The sequence below is a fragment of the bacterium genome, from assembly GCA_016699995.1.
In the GTDB taxonomy this organism is placed as follows: domain Bacteria; phylum Patescibacteriota; class Doudnabacteria; order UBA920; family UBA920; genus UBA920.
In genome coordinates this window covers 810,686-835,548 of sequence record CP064996.1, presented here as the reverse complement: position 1 = coordinate 835,548, position 24,863 = coordinate 810,686, and the positions used below count along the sequence as shown (strand labels likewise).

At 45.8% G+C, this 24,863-nt stretch carries 18 protein-coding genes; 15 read left to right on the top strand and 3 right to left on the bottom strand.

Features of this window, described 5'->3' with window-relative positions:
- Positions 1 to 72: 72 nt before the first annotated feature.
- From IPM19_04440 to rplS, 15 genes are all read left to right on the top strand, one after another.
- Entirely contained in the window at positions 73 to 2,706 is a 2,634-nt protein-coding gene (locus IPM19_04440; protein QQS22845.1) for an AAA family ATPase, read from the top strand.
- Between the two features lie 171 nt (positions 2,707 to 2,877).
- Positions 2,878 to 3,402 carry a 30S ribosomal protein S16 gene (gene rpsP / locus IPM19_04435; GenBank protein ID QQS22844.1) on the top strand — a complete coding sequence of 175 codons (525 nt, stop codon included), beginning with the start codon at positions 2,878 to 2,880 and terminating at the stop codon, positions 3,400 to 3,402.
- Between the two features lie 68 nt (positions 3,403 to 3,470).
- Positions 3,471 to 4,175 (top strand): hypothetical protein, encoded by a 705-nt coding sequence (locus tag IPM19_04430; GenBank protein ID QQS22843.1) that lies wholly within the window; start codon positions 3,471 to 3,473, stop codon positions 4,173 to 4,175.
- A gap of 78 nt (positions 4,176 to 4,253) precedes the next feature.
- Positions 4,254 to 4,727 carry a hypothetical protein gene (locus IPM19_04425; GenBank protein ID QQS22842.1) on the top strand — a complete coding sequence of 158 codons (474 nt, stop codon included), beginning with the start codon at positions 4,254 to 4,256 and terminating at the stop codon, positions 4,725 to 4,727.
- 144 nt (positions 4,728 to 4,871) lie between these two features.
- Complete coding sequence (locus IPM19_04420; GenBank protein ID QQS22841.1) at positions 4,872 to 6,380, top strand: hypothetical protein; 1,509 nt, start codon at positions 4,872 to 4,874, stop codon at positions 6,378 to 6,380.
- A gap of 114 nt (positions 6,381 to 6,494) precedes the next feature.
- A complete protein-coding gene (locus IPM19_04415) occupies positions 6,495 to 7,004 on the top strand; it encodes a hypothetical protein (protein QQS22840.1) in 510 nt (169 codons plus the stop codon).
- Between the two features lie 8 nt (positions 7,005 to 7,012).
- The gene (locus IPM19_04410; GenBank protein QQS22839.1) at positions 7,013 to 12,943 is read left to right on the top strand and encodes a hypothetical protein; all 5,931 of its coding nucleotides are present in this window, start codon (positions 7,013 to 7,015) and stop codon (positions 12,941 to 12,943) included.
- A gap of 110 nt (positions 12,944 to 13,053) precedes the next feature.
- Positions 13,054 to 13,530, top strand: coding sequence for a hypothetical protein (locus IPM19_04405; GenBank protein ID QQS22838.1), 477 nt, complete (start codon positions 13,054 to 13,056; stop codon positions 13,528 to 13,530).
- A gap of 38 nt (positions 13,531 to 13,568) precedes the next feature.
- A complete protein-coding gene (locus tag IPM19_04400) occupies positions 13,569 to 15,002 on the top strand; it encodes a hypothetical protein (GenBank protein QQS22837.1) in 1,434 nt (477 codons plus the stop codon).
- Positions 14,999 to 18,901 carry a hypothetical protein gene (locus IPM19_04395; GenBank protein QQS22836.1) on the top strand — a complete coding sequence of 1,301 codons (3,903 nt, stop codon included), beginning with the start codon at positions 14,999 to 15,001 and terminating at the stop codon, positions 18,899 to 18,901. The genes IPM19_04400 and IPM19_04395 overlap by 4 nt, the downstream gene beginning before the upstream one ends.
- A gap of 178 nt (positions 18,902 to 19,079) precedes the next feature.
- The gene (locus IPM19_04390; protein QQS22835.1) at positions 19,080 to 19,421 is read left to right on the top strand and encodes a KH domain-containing protein; all 342 of its coding nucleotides are present in this window, start codon (positions 19,080 to 19,082) and stop codon (positions 19,419 to 19,421) included.
- Positions 19,422 to 19,635: 214 nt separating this feature from the next.
- A complete protein-coding gene (gene trmD / locus IPM19_04385) occupies positions 19,636 to 20,367 on the top strand; it encodes a tRNA (guanosine(37)-N1)-methyltransferase TrmD (protein ID QQS22834.1) in 732 nt (243 codons plus the stop codon).
- A 34-nt stretch (positions 20,368 to 20,401) separates the two neighbouring features.
- Positions 20,402 to 21,493 (top strand): hypothetical protein, encoded by a 1,092-nt coding sequence (locus IPM19_04380; GenBank protein QQS22833.1) that lies wholly within the window; start codon positions 20,402 to 20,404, stop codon positions 21,491 to 21,493.
- Positions 21,494 to 21,529: 36 nt separating this feature from the next.
- Positions 21,530 to 22,486 carry an RluA family pseudouridine synthase gene (locus IPM19_04375; GenBank protein ID QQS22832.1) on the top strand — a complete coding sequence of 319 codons (957 nt, stop codon included), beginning with the start codon at positions 21,530 to 21,532 and terminating at the stop codon, positions 22,484 to 22,486.
- A 13-nt stretch (positions 22,487 to 22,499) separates the two neighbouring features.
- Positions 22,500 to 22,907, top strand: coding sequence for a 50S ribosomal protein L19 (gene rplS, locus IPM19_04370; GenBank protein QQS22831.1), 408 nt, complete (start codon positions 22,500 to 22,502; stop codon positions 22,905 to 22,907).
- Between the two features lie 31 nt (positions 22,908 to 22,938).
- On the opposite strand, the gene IPM19_04365 is transcribed toward rplS, so the two are convergent.
- From IPM19_04365 to IPM19_04355, 3 genes are read right to left on the bottom strand one after another with little or no spacing between them, the layout of a single operon-like run.
- The gene (locus IPM19_04365) at positions 22,939 to 23,355 is read right to left on the bottom strand and encodes an NUDIX hydrolase (protein QQS22830.1); all 417 of its coding nucleotides are present in this window, start codon (positions 23,353 to 23,355) and stop codon (positions 22,939 to 22,941) included.
- 1 nt (position 23,356) lies between these two features.
- Complete coding sequence (locus IPM19_04360) at positions 23,357 to 23,968, bottom strand: superoxide dismutase (GenBank protein QQS22829.1); 612 nt, start codon at positions 23,966 to 23,968, stop codon at positions 23,357 to 23,359.
- 4 nt (positions 23,969 to 23,972) lie between these two features.
- On the bottom strand, positions 23,973 to 24,554 hold the full coding sequence (locus IPM19_04355) for a peroxiredoxin (GenBank protein QQS22828.1): 582 nt from the start codon (positions 24,552 to 24,554) through the stop codon (positions 23,973 to 23,975).
- Between the last annotated feature and the right edge of the window lie 309 nt (positions 24,555 to 24,863).

The following is a 24,863-nucleotide window of genomic DNA, read 5'->3' as shown; positions in this document are numbered from 1 at the left end:
GTCGTTTTTGTTTATTGCAAAAGATAGGACCGACAATGTTAAATAGCACCGTATGTTATAATTAAACAAGTTATGTACCTCAAACGGTTAGAAATACAAGGTTTTAAATCCTTTGCAAAAAAGACAACTTTAGAATTTGGCCAAGGCATCACTGCCATTGTAGGCCCAAACGGCAGCGGTAAATCTAATACCGCTGATTGTTTGCGCTGGGTGCTTGGTGAACAAAGCGCCAAGCTGATGCGCGGCAAGAAGAGTGAAGACGTAATCTTTGCCGGGAGCGATAAAAAAGGGCGGGCAGGATTTGCCGAAGTGTTTGCTACCTTTGATAATCGCGATCACAAGATTCCTTTAGACGCTGCCGAAGTTTCAATAGGCCGCCGCATTACCCGCAGCGGGGAAAGCGAATATTTAATAAATGGTGCCCGCGTCCGCTTGTTAGATATTGTGGATTTGGTACTGCGAAGCAATATCGGCACCTCCCGGTACACGGTTATCGGTCAAGGCACGATTGACCAAATGATTTTGGCTGGTCCGTCGGAAATAAAAAACTTAATTGACGAAGCCAGCGGCGTAAAAACATATTACTTAAAGCGCGAGCGCACTTTGCGCCGCTTGGAGCAGACCGCTCAGAATTTAATGCGCGCTGAGGATTTGTTAAAAGAGTTAGAGCCGCGCGTAAAGAGCTTGCGCCGCCAGGCTAAGCGCATGGAAGCGCGAGCCGAAATCGAGACAGAGCTTAAAACTTATTTAGAAGAACACCTGGGAACACAATGGTGGGCGCTTAACGATCAAATCGATGGTTTAAATTCTAAGCTGCAGGAGCTAGGAGGGCAGAGAGCTAAAGTTGAGCAGCAGATGTCTGGCCATTTGGCGAAAATAGAAGAACATGAAAAGGACAACGAGCAGGCCTTGAGCGACTACAAAAAACTGCAAGAGCGGATTCAAATTATCCAAAATGAAAAGAATGCTCTGTTAGAGCAGGTTAGCTTAGTGCGCGGTAAGATGACCAGCATGCAGACCGGCAGCGGCGACACTGAAAGCTTAAACATTGAAAGCCATAAAATCACACAGCGTATTAAAGAACTAGAAGCGCAGCTGCAGAAAGCAGAAACCGACTTTGTCCACTCGCAGAACCAAATCGTGGCACAAACCAAACTTGTAGAAGAGATTAGTAGTAAAATTACATATCTGCAGGAAACATTGCACAACCCGGCTGGGGCAGATTGGGTGGTGGTAGGTAAAGAAGTGGAAAGCTTTGATAAAAGTTTTAAGTCTTTTCAAGGGATTTTGGAACAGGCTTCCGAATTATCGCCGGTTTTGAATGCGGTAACAGACTTAGCTTCTTCCTGGGATAATTTCCGTAAAGTCACCCATGATGCCATTATCAATCCTAGCCAGAAATTAATTCAGCTGCAGCAGGAATTGCAAGAGTTATCCAAAAAGAAAGATAGCCTGCAAGAAGAATTAAGCAAGCTGTCTTTGGCTCAATCCAAATCTCAGTTAAGCCGCGAATTTTTGACCAGCCAGCTGGCATCCCTGCAAAATCAAAAGTTACAAGTGGACTTAGAGCTTAAAAAAGCCTCTTCCTCTTCTTCCGAAAGTTTTGCCACCGATTTGATGGAAGAGGAAAAGAAGCTGCAGGATAAAGTTGAAGCCAAGAGCCAAGAGCAGGAGGAGCTCGAAAAGCAGCTTAATGAAATTTATAAAGCCGAATCTAATTGGAAAGCAGCTATTGCAGAAGAAGATAAGAACTTCCGCAGGCAGCAGGATGAGCTGGGCGCTGTGCGCGATGGGGAAAGCAAGCTGCAGGTAGAAAAGGCCCGCTACGAAACCCAGGCCGAAGCTATAACAGCAGAGATTATCACTCAGCTTGGACAAGAACGGTTCACACAAATTAAACAATCTAAAATCGCCAGTACGGATTCTAGTTTGCAAGATAAAATTTTAAGGCTTAAAAAACAGATCGAGTCTATTGGGGGAGTGGACGAGCTGACGATTCAGGAATACCATGAGACCGAAAGCCGTTTTACTAACTTGGAAATCCAGGTTAACGACTTGCATAAGAGTATGGATGATTTGCGCAAAGTGATGGACGAATTAGATGAGCACATTAAGAGCAAGTTTAATACCGCGTTCCATAAGGTTAACGATCAGTTCGAACAATACTTCAGAATTTTGTTTAATGGCGGCCGGGCTCACTTGGCGTTAGTAAAATCTCACGACAACGATACCGAAGCCGAGGCAGAACTAGCCAAAGAAGAAGCACTCGAAGAAGCGCAAGAAGCAAAAGACGCGCATTTACGACCGGAGGAAAAAATTGTGGCCAAGTATGAAAAGGGCTCTTTGGCTATTGCTGGTGTAGATATTAAAGCGACTCCACCGGGCAAGAAGCTCTCTTCGATTCAGTCTTTGTCTGGCGGTGAGCGTTCTTTAACTTCTATTGCTTTGCTCTGTAGTCTTCTGACATGTTTCCCATCTCCGTTCGTCGTATTGGATGAAGTTGATGCGGCTTTGGATGAGGCGAACACAATCCGCTTCGGGCAAATTTTGGGAAAGCTCTCCGATTCAACTCAGTTCATTACCATCACTCACAATAGAGAAACTATGGCGCAGGCAAATATCCTTTATGGCGTGACAATGGGTGACGACGGCGTGTCTCAGCTGCTGTCTATTAAGATGGATCAAGCTACAGTATATGCAAAATAAGCACCGGCAAGAGCCGGTGTTTATTAATTATAAGCCTTGACGGGATCGCCTTTGGATGGTAGACTATTGAAGTCATTTTACTTATTTGCGCAACCCATGCGGGGCCGTCAAACCCGCTACAGGTATCGGATAATATAGTAAAAACACTTTAATTATCATTTTATATTTTCAATGTTAACTATTCGTTTACAGCGCGGCGGTAAGCGCAACACTCCTATGTATAAGGTTGTGTTGGCGCAGAAAACCGCTGCTAACCAAAAACAATTTGTAGAGGTTATTGGTTCTTATAATCCTCATAACAAAGAATTGACTATCCGCGATCAGGAGCGCCTCAACTACTGGATGAATGATCAGCATGTAGAACTCTCTGAAACTGTTCATAACCTGTTTGTGACTAAGGATATTTTAAAAGCAGATAAGAAGAAAGCTTTCACTGTTCCTAAGAAGCCAGTAGAGGCTGTAGCCGAAGAAGCTCCGGCAGCAGAAGCTCCGGCAGCAGAAGCGGCCGAAGGCGGCGATGCAGGTGAATCCACCGATGCAGCAGAATCAGTAACTGAAACTGCTTCCGAAACACCAGCCGAAACCACTCCAGAAGCTGCTCCAGAAGTACCTACCGAAGTTCCTGCCCCAGAAACTGCAACTCCAGAAACTCCAGAAGTTACTGCAGAAACTCCTGCAGAAGAAGTTAAAGCTTAAATTTAAATCTCGTTCCATTTTGATTGGGACGAGATTTTTGTTATATTTAAGACAACTAATAAAAGTTCATGAAACCAAAATTAAACTTAATTGTTTTAGGGCTAGCTTGCTTGGCTCTGATCGCGACGGCTGGCTATGCTATCACCGAAAAAAGTCTCGTTCCTCGGATATCGGGAGCAGCCAGTAGTCCTGTAAATGCGCCAAAAGGTTTTGCTATTGGAATGATGGATGAATATTGCACCAGCCAGGAAAGGAATTCTGCTTTGGTTACGCCTGGGGGTTCGGTAATGGCAACGGATGATAACACCAAGAACCCAGACTGTGCTGCCATTTTCTTTGATCCAGGAGAAGTGGGTTCGATCGCCATTGGTTCAAGTATTTATAATGAAGACTTTCGGATCGGCTTGGCTACTGCAGAAAGAGGTTCTGGCTGTACTTCCGAGCGCACGGCTGTAGCGTGGACTCCATGGGTTTCTTCCGGGGGAGGGTCTACTAAAAATGTTGTCCCTAAGGATCGCAAGAAAACCCCAGATTGTTTATGGCTCTATTACCAAACCCGACCTCTGCCCGCAGGGATCGTTATCAACGACGTTCGCGTAGGCATTAAGGTGGGGAAAGGCCGAGTTGAATATACCCCTTCGGCCAGAAACAGTGGCGGGTCTTCCGAGTATTCCCAGTTGATAAACAAGCCAAAGCGCAATGCTCCCGAATTAAGCCTTTCGCCTTCGCGCTTATATCTGCAGGCAAAGCTCACCAAGCAAAGACAGCGTTAAAGCCGGGATTTATTCAATTTACTATTTACCACGCATTCTGTGGTATAATAAAGAAAAGCAAACTAACGAAACAAAAAAATGGAAAATAGTACAGTTTTCAAATTTGTAGTAATGATAGCGGCTTTGCTGGCATTACTATTCGTGGCAATTCAATTGTCTAAGAATCCAGTTTCTAAGGAAGCTGAGAAGGAAGAGCTTCCTAAGACAGCAGAGATTCAACAGGTAGAAGAAGGCACTTTGCCAAATAAGTTCCCAGCGGATTTGCCGATGGAAGCGGGTGCTAAGGTCACCCAAAACTTTAATGCAACCGAAACTGATGGCCGTTACAATGCAACCCGCCAGTTCGAAAGCAAGGCGACGTTGACTGCCAACCTAACCCTCTACACTAATTATCTAAAGAACAATGGTTGGGAAATTCTTACCACTTTGGATCAACCAACTTTAAAAATGGTATTAGGCCGAAAGGAAAAGCAGCAGCTACAGGCATCATTTGCAGTTGATCCAACAACAAACAACAATGTTGTAACCCTCAGCCTCACCGAATTTAAATAAAGAGAACCGTAAAGGCACCGCTAGAGGCGGTGCTTTTTATTTATTATAAAAGACCGCCCTAAATTGATTAATTGACGAAATCAAGAATTTGTGGTACTTTTTGGATAGAAAATAGTTCATTTGTTTTATAAAGGAGGTAAAAAAATGAAGGTTAGAATGTATTTACCTGCCTTTATTGCAGGTATGATTGTTGTTGGTGCATTTTGTTTTAGCTTAATTGCTTCTGCAAATGCGACCAGGCAAGTCTCGGGAGTTTTGCGCATGGAGATTATTGAACCTTACGGTGAGATGCCCATGCAGATTCGCTACTTCGTTCAGTATTGGGATGGAAAGAATTTTCGCCATACTTATATTGCGGACAAAAGCGGTGCAGATTTTGCGGCAGTCTTAAACAAAGAGGTTGTTATTTCCGGGCGAGGAACCGATGACTTATTTGAGATGAATGAGCTTAAGGCATCTTCTAAAACTGCAAAGCAAAATGCCCTGCCTGCAGAATCCACAAGCAGTATCCAACAAAGGTCTGCGATTGGCGAGAATCCTACGGTAGCCCCCAATACTCCGTTTACAATGCCTCAGGCGACTTTAGGCTTTAGGAATACGCTGTTTATGTTGGCTCATCGAGGCGCCGTTCCGAGCACTAGTTATACGCCGCAGCAGATTAAGCGTTGGGGTATGACGGACGTAATGTCGGCTAACATGTTTTTCCGGAATTCATCTTTTTGGAAATTTGGCTTGAAGGGAGTCATTGATCCAGAAGGGGATGTTACCCCTTGGCTACCGATCACTGTCGGGCCCGAAGATTGTTTTCAGGGAATGATGAATTCCTGGAGGATGCAGGCAGATGATCTTGCTGAGGCTCAGGGTTTTAGCAAAACTGCTTACAAGTTTAGAGTTTTGCTGTATGCTCCTATGGAGACATGTACTTTAACTGCTTCTGCTCAGGTAGGTGTGTTTGGTGACCCCAACGGGGTAGTGTATATTTTTATGCAGATTCCATCCAGCGGCACCGACGAAGATTTGCAGGATAGGCTGCATACACTTATTCATGAATTCAACCACTCCTTTGGCCAGGCGGAACATAGCAACGGCCAGCAGTTTGAAAACGGACCGATTCTGCTTCAGAAAGATCATGCTGATTCGTTGGGGACTGGCTTGATCATGAATCACCTCATTAACCGCATAAAGTTTGGCTGGCTTAGCCCTGCCCAGCGTTATCCGGTCGTCTCGTCTCGGGGCAGGCATAGGATTTTGATCCAGACCCCGTCTCGGCCGGGTAAAGGCATAGGTCCTAACGTGCCTCCGCCTGGAATATTCATTGAGCTAAGGAATCTGGACGGAACCTTGTCAGATAAGGTGATGGTTTTAGAAACCAGGTCCTTGATGCCGTATTACGACATGTTCCCTAGCGATGTTCAGGGTTATGTCGGGGGGTTAGGCATCCGCTTGGTAAGCAAGGATTTGGAAAACACCGCCACTGGCACAGTACTCATCGATTCCACCCCAGAAACAGAATGCTGCAAGGATGCTCCTTTGCGGCCTGGAAGGACTTTCTCCATGGCAAAGTACGGAGTGACCATAACAACTGCGGCAAGCATCCGGTATCAAGTCTGGGTAACACTGGATCTGGGAAATAACTACCCTTCTGACCTTTAAAGATTAAGCAAGATTCGAAAAATCTTGCTTTTTTATTTCTTTGAAAACTAAACGGTTGCAATTTTTTTTGATTTATGCTATAATCAATACATAAAGTTCGCTTTTAGAAACAAAATGAACAATCAAATAAACGAGCAACCTAATTCTGCTAATAGAATTACTATTTTGGTAATAATTTTAATCGTGTCACTGGCGTTGGCAGGATTTTTTTTGTTTAAATATTTCAGCAATAAGAAGCTGATAGAAGAAACTAGAGAAGAAGCGGCAAAAATTCAAATTAAAGAAATTCCCAAATCAGAAAATCCTGTCGGCATGCCATACAATTTGCCGATAGACCCTGGTAGCAGGATTTTGCAAAATTATGAGTCTACCTCGCCAACCGGGCAAATCCAGTCTACTCGCAAGCTTTCTACTAATACCAGCGCAGAGGCATCCTTGGTTAAATATTCTAAGTTTTTCGAAGATTTGGGCTGGAAAAGGAATGTTAGCGGTCCTCTAGTATCACCCTTGGCATACAGCAGTCCTTTGGGTTCGCTAATGATTGTGGTGAATCCTGGCTTAAATAATAAAGGATCAGAGGTGGAAATCACCATACTCAATCCGATAAAACCAGAATCTAAATAAGAGATTCCATGAACAAAAACAAAATTACAACTTATACCAAAATCTTTCTGCTCGGCCTGTTCGGCTTGGCTATTTTGGGTGCAGCTTACTACTTAGTAGAACATACCCCAAAGGTAGAAGCACAGGCCCAGGCATCAGCTCCAACAGTTCATATTCAGTACGGTGATGACGAAGACTCATCTCCAGATGTTCCGCGAGATTGCTATCAGCACCAGGGCACGTTCGGTACAAGCACCTATGATGGCAACGACCCAGATTGTTTGAGAGCCAGAATATTAGACGCTTCTGGGACTGTTTATAACCAAGATTTTCAGGTTTGTTTAGTTTACCAGTTTAGCGTGACGGCATGTACAGGTTGGGCAAGCCAGATAGGTTATTCTGAAAGCAAAAGTCTAATGAGATCAAGCAATTCCGGTGGTACTCTAGACGGGACCATGCAGGTAGTTGTCAATACAAGAAACATTCCTGCTGGTACTTTTCCAGTCGGAACTACTTTTGGCAGCGTGCAGGTCGGTGTAGCAGTAGCTTACGAGGAGAACCATAATGGCTGTGGGGCTACGGGCGGTATGCGATGGGTTTCCCAGGGCCAAGCTCCGAGCGTTGGCGAAAATGGCTGGGATTGGGCCTATTCCCCGCGAGATAATGACCCAGGCTGTTTTCAGGTTGGCTTAAGGATCGGGCAAATTAATGCTCCTCCAGACGCCGAATATGTGAGTACTACTTTGCCGACTACAGTAAATGCAGGACAATCTTATAACGGCAACTATAATATTACAATGAGAAATACGGGCATGCCTTGGGGGATTGTTGGCGATAATAATAACATTGTGCGTGATACCGATGGCCATTGTGACGAAAATGTCTTTCCTTATGCCCCCGATGGAAGCAATAGTTGCACGGATTATAAAATCTACTCTTCCCAGCGTTTTCGTTTAGTTCGTACCGATAGCGCCGATGTCGAAGTGCGGTCCAAGGCATTGGGGACAAATAGTAACGAAGTCGGTTTTAACAATGGAACCTATTCATTCTCAAATGGCTATACAGTCATTCCTTCCAATCCAGCTTCGGTCACAAACCAAAATACCATTCCTTTCTTTATAAAACAGGAAATAACATACCATCGTGTAAGCGGTGAGATGGAAGTTTGCACGCCCGGTGGTCCAGGCGGCGGATACCCTGGAGGAGGAGGTTGGGTTGTGGTTGATAACAGTACATTAAACAAAGTATTGTCGTACCTTTTACCTAAGGAAGCTCAAGCCTACCCAGATCCCGGTGGGGGCGGTGAAGAATGTGGAATAGTTTATTATGATTATATTGCAGCAGCTTACGATCCTTGGATGGTAGATGTTTTGGCGGGCGACACAGCAGACTTTGCTCCGGTTAACATAACCCCGGGCGCCTCTGCAAGCGGTACCCAGACGCTGCGCTTTAAAATGGTTGATATGAATAATGTGGGAGTTACGAACCAGTACTACCAAAATGGAACTTTTGGAGACGAAGCATCAATAAACTTACAAGTAAATGGCAGTGGCTATACCTTTACCTGCGGCAGCAATCAGAGTGTTGTTAGGGGAACCACTGCCAATTTCTTAATGGACGCAGATCCTGACCCTGGAATGACATCTCCTGTGAACGTGACGATGACCAGTGATCCTTCTGGTCCTGCTTTGGTGACCTCTCCGGTGGTGTTAAACAGCAGCAATAGTTATCAGGATGTCGCACAAATTTCTACCACCAACTTAACATCCAGCCAACCTTATAATCTTACATTTAGCGCCACTAACGGCAGCTTAACGAGAACTTGTAATGCCAGTTTAACTGTAACGCCATTACAGGTTACGACTAGAATTCAATTTAATAATTCCGACGGGCCAACCACACCTACACCAGCTAATGGATCTACTGGCACATTGCGATGGGAAACTACCAATGCTACAGCTTGTACTGCGAACATGGTTACCCCGCCTTCGCCTTCATACCCAGCATGGTCGGGCAGTAAGTCTACAGCCAACTCCGGATGGCAGACAGAGTCTGTTACCGGGCTGCTGCAAAATCAAACCTATCAGTTTAGAATTCAGTGCCAAAACCAATTTGGCGATACCGCTGATGATACTGTTGAGGTAAACGTAGGAGCGCCAAATAACCCTGTTGGCGACTTAGAATGTGGTTTTAGGGGTAATGAGGGTCCGTGCTCGGTTCCATATGGCGGATCCGCAGAACTATTTTTTACTTCTGAATATGCCAGCAACTGTTCTTTAAGTCCGGCAATTCCTAACTATACACCTGGTACCAGCGAAACCTTTGGTGTGGCTACAGGGAATCTTTATGCTGACCGCTCTTACAGCTTAACTTGCACTGGCGCAGCAGGTACCACACCCCATACAGATACACCTGTACTTATTGATGTTGGCCCTCCTCCTACCCCGACAGGTGATTTAACATGTGTTGGCTCTAACGGCGGACCTCAGTCTAATGGTCCATGTATTGTAAATGAGGGCGGTACCGGAACTTTATATTGGTCGGCGACAAATGTCACAGAATGTTTTGTGACACCCGCTCCTCCAGGGGAAGTTGATGATCCAAATATGCCTGGAAGCCAGACTATTGGTCCATTATACGAGCAGTCGACACATACTTTGTATTGCGAAGGTCCTGGTGGATCGGTTACAGACACTATTACTTTCAATATAACTCCGACAGCCGACTTAGATTGTAAGCCGGGCAGCTTCCCGTTGGATGGACCCTGTACAATCGATTATGGCCAGAATATCCGTTTGGTCTGGAGATCTTTTAATACTACAACGTGTGACATTAGCAATGGTATAGGAACTGTCCCCACATCCAGCTGGACTTCTGGAAGAATTGTCAGTCCTACTTCCACAACTACTTATTCCATATACTGCCCGGGCCAAGCTGGAACTGATCCGGCTAGGGATGATGTAACAATTATTGTTAATCCACCGAGCATAAACCTCAGTTGTACTTCGCCAATATCTTTAGTACGGGGCAGTTCTCCAGGGGTGGTAAGCATTACTACCAATGTTAGCAGTTGGCCAGGTTATTCGGTGAGTATTGGACATAGTTTTAATCCAAGCAGCGGCACTTTGCCGACTATAAGTTATTCTAATAATCCTCATACGCCGCCTGGTACTACTGTAGCTACCATTTCTACAACAGCTTCAACCACGTTGGGTACTTATACTATTACGTTTACGGCTAGCCCTAACCCACCTGTGGAGGGTGTTCCTAGCGGAAATTGCAGTGTTACTTTGATTGTCAGCGACAGTCCTCAACCAGGTGTGAATTTGCGTTGTGCAGGGCAAGGCGACGGTGCGCCACGCAATGATGATGTTTGTTCTGTTTATTATGGCAATAGCGCTATCTTATACTTTAACTCCACTAACGTACAAAGCTGTTCTTTAAGTCCAGCTATCGCTGGTTATAGCCCAGAGCCAAATGCGGATGATGATAATCCTACGCCTGCTTTGTATAGTAACACTACCTACGTGTTTACCTGCCAAGGTATAAACGGAACAGGTCCTGTTTCGGATGATGTTACTATTAATATTTTGCAGCCAGTATTGAGCATGGACTGTGCTCCTTCTCCTATTAACTTAACCCGTGGTTCTGCCCCTGGGGTAGCAAGCATCACTACCTCGGTAACCGGTTGGCAGGGATCTCAAGTTACCGTTTCTCATAGCTTTAATCCAAGCAGTGGCACTTTACCAACGGTGGCTTACTCGAACAACCCGCAAACGCCTCCGGGTACTACTACAGCGGTTATCTCTACTACATCTTCTACCAGCACCGGCAGTTACACTTTGACCTTCACCGGGTCTGCGCCTGGCGTTGTGTCTGCAAGTTGTAACGTGACTGTTAACGTTTCCGCAGGTGCTTTACCAACAGTAGATTTGTTCTGTACTTCTACTGCTGGCGGCCCGCAAGATGGTCCTTGCACAATTTATAGCGGCGCCAACACGGATTTGACTTGGACCTATGCTAATGCAGATGCATGCTCTTTGTCTCAGATTTCTCCGGTTAACCAAAACCTTGGTGCTGTCGCCCCAAGCAACGGCATTACCTCGGTGACGCGCACGCTTACCGCGACATCGACTTTCCGAATTATCTGTTCCGGTCCTGGTAGCCCGCCGAACGCGTTTGACGACGTAACTATTAACGTTGTTTCTCCTACAATGAGTTTAAGCTGCGCGCCAAGTCCGTTAAGTATTACTCCTGGCGGCGCCTCGGGCGTGGTTAATATCACGAGCTCAGTTTCTAACTGGAACGGCTCTACAATTTCTATCTCTCACAGCTTTAGCCCTGCAAGCGGAGTGTTGCCGTCCGTGAGCTACTCTAATAATCCACAGAGTCCTCCTGGTACTACCTCGGCTATTATCACAGCGCCAAGTAATGCTACTGTTCAAACATATACTTTGACCTTTACAGGTTCCGCTAGCGGTGCTGCCAATGGCAGCTGTAATGTAACTCTGCAGGTAACTTCAGCCCCGGTTAATCCTACTGTGAATTTGCAGTGTTTGGGTACCACCGGCTCCACCCCGACCGATGGTCCTTGTAGCGTGACATCCGGTACTCCAGGCCGTCTGTTCTGGACCACCTCTAACGCGACCAGTTGTTCGTTGAACCCAGCTATCCCAGCTTATTCCCCAGGTACCCAGGAAACCACCGGAGTATACACACCAAACATATCTTCCAACACTACTTACACTCTTACTTGTAACGGTGCCGCCGGCACTACTCCGCAGTCTGACCAAGTCACCTTTGCTTTAGCTGCAGCGAGTTATGATTTGGCTTGTGCTCCAAGCCCAACTACTATAACTGCCGGTGGTGCATCTGGTATTGTGAGTATAACTAGTACTGTTCAGAACTGGAGCGGACAGGCCATTTCCATTTCCCATGGCTTTAGTCCTAACAGCGGCGTATTGCCAACCATTAGTTATTCTAATAACCCTCATGCAGCCCCTGGCACTACTACCGCCATAATTACTGCAGCCAGTGATGCAACCCCGCAAACTTACACCCTTACATTTACGGGTTCTGCTAGCGGCGCTTCGGCAGACAGCTGTAATGTTACACTAGTCGTTAATCCGGTTGCAGTTACTCCGACCGATCCTCCAAGCAATGTCCAGGCTGCTACCAGCGCAAGCTGTGGGACTGTTGTGCTTACCTGGCAGCGCCCTCTCTCTGGGCAGATTCCTAACAGCTACCAGACATACCGCACAGCGACCGTGAGTGAAAAAGGAGAGCCGGTTAATTTTGTTCCGTTTGGGAATCTCATTACCGACTTTGGCTTGCCAGGCAATCCAGTTTTCTCTGTTACCGACAATAATCCGCTATCGTTAGACAGCCCTAACTTCTACGGTGTTGTGGCAATAAGAAATGGCAATCCTTCTGAATTGGTTGCTAGCAACGGCGTGGTTCCTGCCTCATGTGTTGCTACTATTAACAATTCGGATAAGGACCTGTCTCAAGTTGGTAATTACAGCGGAACTCCGGCGCGCTGTAATAATAATTCCGATACATTTGCTCCTGGTAGTAATGGATTATTCAAAGCCGGTGAAACTGCTTACTTTAAGATCAGCGTATGTAATAGTGGCAGCTCTTCTGTGAGCGGCGTAAGAGTTGTCGAAACAACCGCCTTCAACTTATCCAACATCCAATTACATAAAGATGAAGACGGTTGTGTCACTAGCGGGTCCGGTGCAGGTCCATATAATCTAAAGGATATTGCTCCGGGTAATGTCTGTAGCATCATCATTTCGGCCACCATCGATGCTCCGGGTGATCAGCCGGGTGCGCTGTACCGATTCTGGAATATTGCTACAATCGAAACCAATGAATTGCCGGACAAGATAGTAGCCACTCCTCCTTACCTGTTTTCTTTGGGAGGCGCTCCAAGCCGCGGAGAAACCGCTCCATAGCCTTATAAAATCAGCTATTTCAAAAACCACTACGTCTGTAGTGGTTTTTTATTGATTTTAAGAAAATAGTGATATACTTAAGGAAAGTTAACTAAATTTGAAATAAAATCATGCCTAATAAAAGATTAATGGCGGTAGTGGTAGTCGGTTTTCTCATCATTGCCGGACTAGTGTATTTTATCAAAGATAAGAGATCATCTGATACTGAACAGTTTTACAATGATCAGGTGCCAAGCGTTCAGAAGACTAACGTAGACTTTGCAAAACTTCCGGATAAATTTCCGGAAGATATTCCTTTAGAAACTGACGCCAAGATTACACAAAATTACAATTCTACTACCCCGGAAGGCCATTTTCAGGCTACCCGCACCTTCGAAACGCAGTTAACTCTAGCGGAAAATTATGGGATTTATGAAAAGTTTCTTAAGGACAACGGCTGGACTATCATCGCTACCACAAATGATCCAGGCTATAAGATGATCGCTGGCAGTAAAGACAAGCAAAATATCCAAGTCACTATCGACGAAAACAAAGGTTCGTCTAAGACTAAAACCGTTAGCATTAGCTATAGCGAACTCAAGAAGTAACTTCTATTGAGCCACTTAAAGATGTAAAGTTTATAATTATGAAAGCCCATCAAAGATTTTATTCCAAACTGCAGTTAATGCTTGCTCTCGTACTAAGCATAAGCTTAAGCACGGCAGCTTTTGCGTCTAATGTAGGCGTTTTAAAGCCAAAAGTCGCCGAAGCACAAACAGGACCTACCCTAACCCTTACTCCTGGAGGGGAAGTGAATATCTGGCCAGGCCAGGATTTTCAGTTTGCGGCGCTTTTTGACACTAACGGCAATCAGCCTGGAGGCGTTTTTGATGTAAGTTACGATAGCGGTGCGGTGTGGAGTTATGCCAGCTTAACCGGGGTATCCATTTCTAATGGTATTCTAGATACTTATGAAGGAACGCAGCCTGGAGCCGGGGAAGTTGTTGTCACTTTTCAAGGGCAACAGGCTTCTGCCAGTGTTTTAATAGGCAACTTAAATGGGCTGGGTTATAAATGTTTAGCAGGCAGCAATTATGGATTAAACCATACCAATAATCCTGGCGGTTCTGGCAGCGGCTCGTGGGAATGGGATTTTGTGCCCGATATTCCAAATTTTGAGGGCGGCGGTGCGGCCCAATGGTTCATTGGCCAGGATTTAGAAGGTTATATTACCACCACATATCATCCTTCTAGCATACCTAATACAAACCTTACCAATCGTTGGGACTATAGTGTTTCTCCCAACGCTACTTTTGGCGTGAAGCTTCTTTCGGTAACAGTTGAGGTGTGGAACGCTGAAAGCGGAAATGGCATATACCAGTGCAATGATATCGGCGTGAATATATTGGCGCCAGAATATGTACCTCAAGCTAGCTTTTCCTGTTCGGTGACGACTAATAACGCTACGCTCGATCCAGGCGGCACCACTTCATTCAATGTGCAGACTCAGTCGTCCGGGGGCTTTAATTCTTCCGTAAGTTACTCTGCGGCCATAACTCCAAGCCCTGCCAATGCGCCAACTGTAACACCTGCCAGCTTCACCCAAAATAGTCCCTATCCTTCCACAGCGACTACCGTAAGTACTAGTCCAAACACCCCGCAGGGCACTTACACTGTTACGTACACAGGCACCAGCGGCGGCACAACCAAAACTTGCAGCGCACAACTAGTGGTAAATGGTGCCGGTGGTAATTTTAATATTATAATCACTCCTGCTCCTGCGCCTCCTGCTAACGGCATTGGCAGCAATACTAACCCAAATCGGATCAATATCGGCAGCAATGCGCGTTTTCAGGTTTTTATAGAATGCACAGGCGGATTTAATGGACCGGTTACAGAGATGTTGGCGCAAACCACACTTAACGGAGTAGACTTATCGCTAGGTGCTACTTCTTTGCCATGCGGCGGAACCACCATTTTAACCGTAAGCAATTCGTCCAGTGTACCCGAAAATCAGCAATCAACGATCACTAATGTAAGCAGTGAAAGCATTATGGTTAGAGGGAGTGGACAATTATGATTAAGAGCCTAAAAAAATCGATGAAGTACAAAGTTGCTCTGTTTGTTTTTGCGGTAGTTGCTGCTGGGTTTGCGGTAGCTCTTCCGGCAGCAGAAGGCAAAAACGTTGGAAGTGTTATCAAGAACGCGATAGCGGAGACTTCGTGCCCTGCACCGATTCCGTCTTCTTATGCTACATTGCGTAGCGGAAGCGCTAACGGGCCAATTATCGGCACCTACGAAAATCAGGGGTGGAATTCTTTCGATGCACCCCAGCCTACTTTTGCAGAAGTTACAATTCCTTCCGGTACGGTGATTTACTATTCTAATCATACTGAGGGGGTAGAATTAACCAATCGCAGTCAGGGCTCTACGCACGGCTATAGTTCTGGGGCGACAGTTACTTCCCCATCAAATAAAGCAGGGTTCTATGCGACCGGGTATTATTTTACAAAACAGCAACAGGTAGCTGGATTCACTAGCCCTATAACTGCCGATACTTTTATGTCTGTTGGCGGTCACAATAGCTGCTGGGGAGGTTTCAATGATGGGGAAAGCCTGCTTTCTATTCAGATTAGGGTGCAGAATGCGCCCCCTACTCCAACAATCAAAACCGGCACCACAAACCTAGCTGTGGTTAAAGATCCGACGGTCTCTTTGTTAGTTAACGGGCAGCAGAGCGTTACCGTATCTAACGGCGCTACTCCCACTTTAACTTGGTCTACTAGTTCGGTTAACATAGGCGATTCTTGCTCGGCTACTAATAATTATCCGAGCAGCAGCAATCCAGCGCCTAACTGGAACGGTGCTAAGTTGGGGCAGGCGGCTTATACGCCTCCTAACCCACCACCTCCCGGAGGCGGATCCCAGCAAGTTGGTCCCTTTACCTCAGCCGGCACATTTACCTACTCGATCCTTTGTTATGGATTGAATAATGTCGCATCTCAGGTTTCTAGTGTTCAAATAACCGTAGGGGATGCACCTAGCTATAGTTGTACTGTTTCTCCTCCTGGTGTTCAGGGTGTTCCACGAGGCAGCAATCGCTCTGCGACTATGCGTGTTGTTCCGCAAAATGGGTATAACAGCCCGGTTGATTTTACCGTAACTAGTATTACGCCTTCGGTTCCTGTTCCTCCTGTAGTAACTATTAGCGGCAATCCTCAGACGGCTCCTTATAGCGGCGCTGCTATAGCCACAATTGCCACCAGTGTTAATCCTGCCACTACCACAGGCGAGTACACCATCCAGGTAACCGGTACTGGCGGTGTTAACTGTCCGCCGATTCGCATTAATGTTACATCCGACCCAGGTTCTATTAACATTAAATTTAACGGCTCTGATGGTCCTGTTACCTTGAATCCTCCAATTAATTCCGGAACTTTGTCTTGGGCTCCCGTTGGAGACGTAGAAGAATGCACCGCCTCGATGACAGAGGGGGATTATCCTGCCTGGTCTGGCTCAAGGCCTCCGACAGGCACCCAAGGTGTGACTAATTTACAGTCGAATACCCGCTATACCTTCAAAATCGATTGTATTACTTCTTTTGGTGAACAGGTTCAGCCGGATTCTGTAACCGTAATAGTTGGCAGCCCGCCGGCTGTTGACCCGTTTGTCGACTTAAAATGCAAAGGCACTAACCCGGTTAACCCGACATTCGTAGACGGTGTTTGTACAGTCTTTTCCGGAGACCGCGCTCAACTGCAGGCGCGTTCGGGAGATGCCACTTCCTGCGTGCTAACACCGGGGATACCTGGATATACTCCGACCCCAAATGAAACCACTACTGTTAGTACTCCTCCAATACTGAGCAATACTGTTTATAATCTTCGCTGCCAAGGCGCCGATGGTACTAATTCTCAGGAGGATGAAGTTGAAATCAGAGTAGCTAACGCTGTTGACGCGTTTGTCGACTTAAAATGCAAAGGCACTAACCCGGTTAACCCGACGTTCGTAGACGGTGTTTGCACGGTTAATTCCGGAGACCGTGCTCAGCTGCAGGCTAGTTCCGCGGACGCCACTAGCTGTACCTTAACTCCAGCTATTTCCGGATATACCCCTACGCCAAACGTTACTACTACGACCAATACTCCTAATATTACTTCTAACACTAGATACACGCTCCGCTGCAATGGCGGGCCAGGTTCACAGCCTCAAGAAGATGAGGTTGAAATTAGAATAGCTACTGTCGCAGACGCCAGAACTGAACTGAAATGCAAAGGCACTAACCCTGTTAACCCCGAGTTTGTGACTGGCAGTTGTACCATCAATTCTGGCGACCAGGCTCAGTTGCAAGCTAGTTCTTCCAATGCAGGCAGCTGTACCCTAACCCCAGCTATTTCTGGTTATGCCCCGACGCCGAACGCCACCACCCAGACCTACACACCTAATCTAACATCTAGCCAGCTTTACACTTTGCGATGCACCAGCGTAGATGGATCAAGTTCGAGCGAGTCGCAAGTTGATATTATAGTCGCAGCAGGCCCTCCAGCGGAAGCAGTATTAAAATGCAAAGGCACTAACCCGGTTAATCCGACATTTGTAGACGGGTCATGTACTGTTAATTCTGGAGACCGCGCTCAGCTGCAGGCCAGTTCTTTGAATGTTAACAGCTGCACATTGACTCCAGCTATTTCTGGATATACTCCAACGCCGAACACTACCACTACCACGTTAACATCTCCTATTACATCTACCACTACATTTACCCTGCGCTGTATTAATGAGGTTACAAGAGCAAGGCCTACATCCACCGTAACTATTAATGTAGCGAATACCCCGGATCCTGAGCCGAACTTTACTTTTGAATGCTCTGGCTCACCACTGCCAATAATGGCAGGCGGTTCTGCGGGGGTTATCACTATTACTACTACAGCTTCGGATTGGCCTGCAGGTACGGCGATTGCCATTACTAATTCTTCCACTCCTTTAAGCGTTAGTTATATAAACAACAATCCTAATAATCCACCTGCAACTACGGTTATAAGCATTTCTGCCGGTTCAATGATTGTGCCAGGAAGTTACATGATCGTATTTACCGGCACCCCATCACCTAGTATTTTGGGAGTTAATTATAAGGATTGCCCTGTGACTGTAATAGTGGGTGCCGGTTCTGTAGAACCGCCTACAAATGTAAATGCTACTACCACCTGCGGCCAGGCTACAGTAACCTGGGGACCTCCAATGAGCGGGCCAACTCCGGATGGCTATCAGATCTTCCGTACCGTCACCTTAGGCAGTGGCGGAGTACCGGTATTTCCAATCGGGCCAATTGCCACTGTATCAGGTTCTACCTTCTTCTTCCGCGATAACAGCCCAGAAATTAACATATCAAGCTACTACGGTATAAAATCAACTTTGGGCGGAGCTACTTCGACAATAACGAGGAGTAATCCGGTCTATGTTGAGGCCTGTGCTCCTAGTCTGGACCAATCCGACAAGGACGTATATGCGATAGATGCAGTTACAGGGTCGCCGCTGCAATGCCAAGACAATAGTCCGTTCAGCTTGCCAAGCGATGCCATAATTAGGGCTAACAGCAGGGTGTACTTCAATATCAATGTTTGTAATAGCGGCAATGTAGAGCTCACTAATATCCGGGTCATCGAAACCGATCTTCACAACCTCACCGATCTAAGGCTAGAAAATCAAGGCGGTTGTGTTACGGGCGGAGCTGGCACGAAATCCAATCCGTTTAGGGTGTCTAACTTGCCGGCACCGGCTGTTCCTGGCCAATACACGGTTTGTACGATTAAGATTTCGGCCAAGGCAACAGCGCCAAGCAGTACCCCGGGGCTATTGCACCGCTTCTGGAACATCGCTTATATCTACTCAAATGAATTACCAGCGGGAAAGAAAGTTTCCACTCCTCCATATACCTTCTCTGTGGGAGGTGCTCCGACCAGAACCGAAACCGCTCCGTAACGATTGTCGACAATCAAAGCCGCGCAAAAGCGCGGCTTTTATATTTTATTAACCATAACGACGTTATTCCTTTACATAAGCTGTAATTTATGTTATTCTCCAATTAGCAAATAGATGGCTGTTAATCAGTAAGGTCGAAGCCAGTAATTCCACTATTCGCAGAACACTACTAGATACCATGGAACAAGATCAAGCATTTGTAGAGTTCGTAGTTAAGTCTTTGGTTGATAACCCAGACGATGTAAAGACCGAACGCAGCGTAGACGAAATGGGCGTTCTTATCACTTTGCACATCAACCCTAATGATATGGGTCAAGTTATCGGCCGCATGGGCCAAACTGCAAAAGCTCTTCGCACGCTGTTGCGTGTCGTTGGCGCTAAGCACAAAGCTCGTGTTAACCTAAAGATCTACGAACCAGAAGGATCTCATCGTGGCCCTCGCCGTTCTCATGATGATGCAGCTCAGGCTGACAACAATCATGAAGATGCGCAGGCTGATATGGATGACTTCAAGCTCTAATTTATCTTTTAGCCTGCAGTTGTAGCAGGACAGAACAATCAAAACCCGCAACTGTGCCGCAAGGCCGGTTTTGCGGGTTTTGTGTTAAAATTTAGGTATTGATAGCAGCTGTTTGCCCGGATATAGCACTCCTCGCTTCGCCGTTCGGCTCGCTCGTGCGTTTGCGGACTATGTTCTTAGCAATCAGCTGCTATCAATAAACCAGAACCCTTATATGAAGAAAACTTTTAAAATTTCAGTTATTACCTTGTTCCCGAATTTTGTAGAACAGTACACTAGTTTTGGCATTATTGCCCGGGCCATTAAGAACCGCCTGGTAAAATTCGGAGCTGTTGATATGCGCAAGTTCGGTTTGGACAAGCGCAAGACCGTAGATGACCGTCCTTATGGCGGCGGTTTAGGGATGGTGTTGCGACCGGACGTTGTTATAAAGGCTATTGTCAAAACAGTCGGCAAATTAACTCCGGCTAATCGCAAGAAAACACGGGTCATTCTGCTTACTCCACAGGGCAAGGTATTTAGCCAGGCCCATGCGCGTCGTTTGGCAAAATATGAACATTTAATTTTTGTGTCCGGCCGCTACGAGGGTTTTGATGAAAGAGCACGCAAGTTTGTGGATGAAGAGCTTTCGGTTGGTGATTATGTGCTAATGGGCGGCGAATTGCCATCATTGATTATAAGCGAGGCGGTGTTGCGTCTGGTGCCGGGCGTGTTAGGGAAAGATGAATCTGCGGATAATGAAAGTTTTTCAGAACCCAAGAGTAAATCTGATAACTTGCTCCTAGAGTATCCTCAATATACCAAGCCTGAAGTATTAGAAGTTAATGGAAAGAAGCTGCGTGTCCCTAGCGTATTGTTAACAGGGCACCATGCGAACGTTTTAGCGTGGCGGCAGGAAGAAAGCCGCAAGCGCACCAAAAAGCGTCGGCCAGATTTGTTCAATTAATATGGCCCTTCGACTAAGATTTTAAATAAGCAAAATGGAAAAGTTCGAACAACCGCGTTACACTCCGGATCCAGAGACTGCTATGCAGCACGAAATGGAAAGTCAGGAGTTTATAGAAGTCGGAAAAAAACAAATTGCCGAAGCCAGGGAATCCGAAGAAAGGCGCTGGCAGGAGAAGCCGGTTGATCAATTACGTCCGGCAGATTTGCTGCGGCTGGATAAGGAAGGTCATTCATATATTAAGGAATTGCTGGGCAATTTATCGATTGTTCAGGGCCGGGGCAGGATAAATGCAGAGCTATTGGTAGATGCCTTTTTTAAAACTGCCCGGGACATTCAGAAAGACTTTCCGGATGCGACTATAAAGGAGATTTTAGCTTTAGGCAGGGATCAAATTTATTCCCGGATAGCTAAAGTATTACCGGAAGGAACGCCACTAAACCCAGAGGACGTAAAATTCACAGAAGGCGCTAGGAATGATGTTAAATCTGCGGCAACTCTGTTACGGCTGAATATAGAGAAATATGCCCGTGAGAATGGTAATTTATTGGGAGAGCCAAGCGGTTTTTCGGCCCTAATCGGCGCTATCCGCAAAAATATCGTCGGTGAGTCTAAGGAATCTGCAGATAGGCAGAAGTTACGGGAAGAATTGCAGGAGCAAATTACTTTTTTGCGGCATTTAGAAGACGACCCGGAGATTTTGAAGGATAATTTTAATCACAAAATTTTAAGCATCGAAACTGACCGCAGCAATCACGATGAAAGTATAGTCCGCACTTTAACTTTGCCCTATGCTTTAAAGTACAGCTCTATATACATACCAAGCTTAACCGATTATATAAACGAAGTGCAGAGTCCAGATAAAATACTTGGCAGGATGATACAGGAGAAAGTAGTTAAAGCTTTCGAAATGGTCAGCGAGGGATATGGGGAAAAAGAATTCAGCCAAGAAGAATCAGTCGCTCAATTTACGGCCGGGACTGCCACCAGTCCTGGTGGCGGCAATTATGCCGGCATGACCAAAGGGTTGGTAGAAAAAGTGAGAGTTTTAAATGCTATTGGCCAGGAAGATGCTGGCGCTAGCAGGATTGAAGTTGCCAGCCGGGGCGGGGTCGACAATAGTTAGTATTGATGCCAAAATATCATAATAGAGTAAGCGATCATGACAAGTCATAAATTTACAGTAGAAGAATTAAAGATCCGATTGGACAAGTTTTTAGCAAACCAGCTAATAGATATTTCGCGCAGCAAAATTCAGCGGGATATCGAGGCTGGTCTTGTTAAAGTTGACGGTGAAGTAGAAACTCTCCCGCATCGCGCTATCCGTAATGGTTCGCACATAACCTACGCGCCAAGCGCCGAGCCAGAAGCGCCAGGGCCGGTAAATATTCCTCTTAAAACACTGTACAACAACCATGGATTGTTGATAATAGACAAGCCGGCTGGCATGGCAGTACATCCTGGCGCGGGCTTCAAAGGCGATTCGTTGGCACAGGCTTTGCTGTTCCATTTTAAAGATATTCATCTGGTGGGCGAAGAAGGGCGCAGCGGCATTGTCCATCGCTTGGACAAGGAAACCTCCGGGGTTATTCTTGTAGCGCTTACTCAGGAAATGTACGAACATCTTAAAGATGCATTTTTGGAGAGGAAAGTGAAAAAGGAATATATAGCTCTAGTTCAAGGTAAAATTCCTCAAAAACATGGCTTTTTTGAACAAGATTTGGGTAAAAGCAAGAAGGATTTCCGCCGCTATACCACCAAAGAGAAGGATATGGTGATGCCAAAACAGGCTTTAACCGAGTATAAAGTGCTGGAATACCTCACTGTCGAGACCGACGACACCCTTGACGAATACACCCTAGTTGTTGTAAAATTACACACAGGTAGAACGCATCAGATACGCGTTCATTTTTCTTCAGCGGGTTTTCCGCTGGTGGGAGACAAGCTATACGGCGGCAAGAATGCCGGCAAGCTGGGCCTGGATCGGCAGTTCCTTCATGCTAAAAAGATTGAAGTTCAGTTGCCGGACGAATCGTGGATCGAAGCGGAAAGCGACTTTCCGGATGATCTGAAAGCGATCCTCAATAATTTAAATAGTCAAAAAGTTAATCAACTTTAAAGAATTTAATCACATGCCAATTGTAAAGAATTTAAAAGCAGAACAGCTGAAGGAAATCCCAGATTTCAAGACCGGCTATACTGTTAAGGTTCACAACCGCATTAAAGAAGGCGGCAAGGAACGTATTCAGATCTTCGAAGGCCTGGTTATTGCCCGCAAAGGCGGAACCGGAGCTAATGCAACTTTTATGGTTCGCAAGATCTCCAACGGTGTCGGTGTAGAACGCATTTACCCCTTGCACTCCCCCAACATCGCTAAGATCGAAGTTGTAAAAGACGATTTGGTTCGCCAGGCTAAGCTCTACTACGTACGCAAGCTGCGCGACAATACTCCTCGCGTTCGCAAGAACACCACCAAGTCCAAAACAGCTATGTCTAAGAACAAGAAGTCTGCAAAGAAAGAGACTGTTAAGGCTGAATAAATTTAAAACCCTCCTGAAGGAGGGTTTTTTGTTATGCAATTTGTTTTAAAGCAGCCCGGTGGTAAGAGGTGAAGTATTTGTCTAGCTCTTCCTCTGTTGGCTCCACCCATTTATACGATAGATGCTCCTCGCTTATCTGCGGCTCGCCGCCAGTAAGTTTTGCCGGGTAATAGATGAAAGTCATCGGCTGGCCGTTAGGCCATAACCAGCTTACTGCAGCAATAGGATTTGGGTCTAAATCAAATTCTATATCTCCCAGCTCTTCTCTTATTTCTCTCCTTAAGATATCTGAGAATGGTGTTCCAACTTCTTCTTCGTCAATCCTACCCCCGGGCATATCGTAGTACTCAGCCATTGGCCCGTTCATGTGGGCCTCTAGCGCCAAGATCTTTCCTTTAGAGTTTTTCATAATGGCCTTAACGCCAACATTGAAGCTTGCGTGGGCCATATTATTTAGCAGGGTTTTCTGTCCACTTATCCATGTAGAGTTTGGACGCGAATTCTTCTACCTGATTCCAGTTGAGGTTCTTAAAGAAGCTGTCTATATAGTCTGCACGGGCCACTCCATAATCCATCATGTAAGCGTGCTCGTAAACATCGAGTGCAACTAGCGGTGTAGCATGCCAGATAGGAAAAGCATCGTGCGCATCGCCTAAATAGTTGAAGATGCTGCCGTTTTGCCAATCAAACGCAAACCAGACCCAGCCGCGGGCTGCCAAGCCTGTAGCTTTCATGTCTTTAAGCCAGTTATCGTAAGAACCGAAAGTCTTTTCTATTTCGCTAGCCAGCCAACCCTGCGGCTGCCCGCCTTTTCCGGATAGGTTGGTAAAGTAAAGCTCGTGGCTCTTTATAGCATTAACTGCGAAAGAGTAACCAAGCTTTAGTGCCCGCAAATCCGATTGAGTAGCATTGGCTGCGCTTAAGTCTACAGTTTTTAATTTCTCCTGAATCTCATTGGCTTTTTTTACATAACCTTCGTAGAGCTTGTAGTGCTCGCTCATGAGCTTGCCGCTTAAGCCTTCTACGCCATTGATAGATTCAAATTGTTTTGCTTCGAACATATAATTATTTGCCTAATGTTTCTTGGCCTGGCTTCCAGTTTACTGGGCATTTCTCGCCAGTCTGGGCCGCTTCTACAACTCGAAGAGTTTCCTGAATGTTGCGGCCGACAGAATCAGCGGATACAAGCATGAACTTTAGAGTTCCTTCTGGGTCGATTACAAAAGTTCCGCGCTGAGCAGAGCCGTCTTCGTCTAATACTCCGTACATATCGGCCAGCTCTTGAGTGGTATCGGCGATAATCGGATAGGTAACTCCCTTTAAGCGTTCATCAGTTTCGTACCAGGCCTTGTGAGCAAATTCGCTGTCGGTGCTGGCACCAAGGACTTCGCAGTTCAATTTTTGGAAGTCTGGATATAGTCGGCCGAATTCTTCAATTTCTGTCGGACAGATAAAGGTGAAGTCGCGAGGGTAAAAGAATAACACTAACCACTTGCCCTTATAGTCGCTCAGGGAAACTTTGTGAAATTCTCCTTTATGGTAGCTTTGCAATTCGGAAAATTCCGGAGCAGGCTGACCAACTTTTGGAGCAATATCGAACATCTCGTCTCGAATGTCGGACATTACCTCTTCATATGAATCGTGCATAAAATAAATGAATTAATAGTCTATATATTCATATTAACTGCTGGGGAGTAAAGAATCAACCAATTATGCATAGGTGATCTGGTATTTGACCCTCCGGCTTAAAAAGTGGTATATTGAAGACATAAAATTAGATTATAAATTCTGATTTGAGAGTTTTTGGAAGCAATACTTATGCGTTTAACTACTATTTTCTTAAAAAATTACACCGTTTTGGGGCTTATCCAGAGCCGTAAAATTAAGGAATCACTAAGTCTTAATTAATATAAATTAAGGCCTTTTGTAGTTAAAACTAAATATAGCTAGCCAGAA

Excerpts from the sequence above, each read along its gene's own strand:
- IPM19_04380 (QQS22833.1), top strand. The coding sequence starts at position 20,402 with ATGGAAAAGTTCGAACAACCGCGTTACACTCCGGATCCAGAGACTGCT.
- trmD (QQS22834.1), top strand. The coding sequence starts at position 19,636 with ATGAAGAAAACTTTTAAAATTTCAGTTATTACCTTGTTCCCGAATTTT.
- IPM19_04375 (QQS22832.1), top strand. The coding sequence starts at position 21,530 with ATGACAAGTCATAAATTTACAGTAGAAGAATTAAAGATCCGATTGGAC.
- IPM19_04365 (QQS22830.1), bottom strand. The coding sequence starts at position 23,355 with ATGGCCCACGCAAGCTTCAATGTTGGCGTTAAGGCCATTATGAAAAAC.
- IPM19_04425 (QQS22842.1), top strand. The coding sequence starts at position 4,254 with ATGGAAAATAGTACAGTTTTCAAATTTGTAGTAATGATAGCGGCTTTG.
- IPM19_04420 (QQS22841.1), top strand. The coding sequence starts at position 4,872 with ATGAAGGTTAGAATGTATTTACCTGCCTTTATTGCAGGTATGATTGTT.
- IPM19_04395 (QQS22836.1), top strand. The coding sequence starts at position 14,999 with ATGATTAAGAGCCTAAAAAAATCGATGAAGTACAAAGTTGCTCTGTTT.
- rpsP (QQS22844.1), top strand. The coding sequence starts at position 2,878 with ATGTTAACTATTCGTTTACAGCGCGGCGGTAAGCGCAACACTCCTATG.
- IPM19_04355 (QQS22828.1), bottom strand. The coding sequence starts at position 24,554 with ATGCACGATTCATATGAAGAGGTAATGTCCGACATTCGAGACGAGATG.
- IPM19_04415 (QQS22840.1), top strand. The coding sequence starts at position 6,495 with ATGAACAATCAAATAAACGAGCAACCTAATTCTGCTAATAGAATTACT.
- IPM19_04430 (QQS22843.1), top strand. The coding sequence starts at position 3,471 with ATGAAACCAAAATTAAACTTAATTGTTTTAGGGCTAGCTTGCTTGGCT.
- IPM19_04440 (QQS22845.1), top strand. The coding sequence starts at position 73 with ATGTACCTCAAACGGTTAGAAATACAAGGTTTTAAATCCTTTGCAAAA.
- IPM19_04400 (QQS22837.1), top strand. The coding sequence starts at position 13,569 with ATGAAAGCCCATCAAAGATTTTATTCCAAACTGCAGTTAATGCTTGCT.
- IPM19_04360 (QQS22829.1), bottom strand. The coding sequence starts at position 23,968 with ATGTTCGAAGCAAAACAATTTGAATCTATCAATGGCGTAGAAGGCTTA.
- IPM19_04390 (QQS22835.1), top strand. The coding sequence starts at position 19,080 with ATGGAACAAGATCAAGCATTTGTAGAGTTCGTAGTTAAGTCTTTGGTT.
- rplS (QQS22831.1), top strand. The coding sequence starts at position 22,500 with ATGCCAATTGTAAAGAATTTAAAAGCAGAACAGCTGAAGGAAATCCCA.
- IPM19_04405 (QQS22838.1), top strand. The coding sequence starts at position 13,054 with ATGCCTAATAAAAGATTAATGGCGGTAGTGGTAGTCGGTTTTCTCATC.
- IPM19_04410 (QQS22839.1), top strand. The coding sequence starts at position 7,013 with ATGAACAAAAACAAAATTACAACTTATACCAAAATCTTTCTGCTCGGC.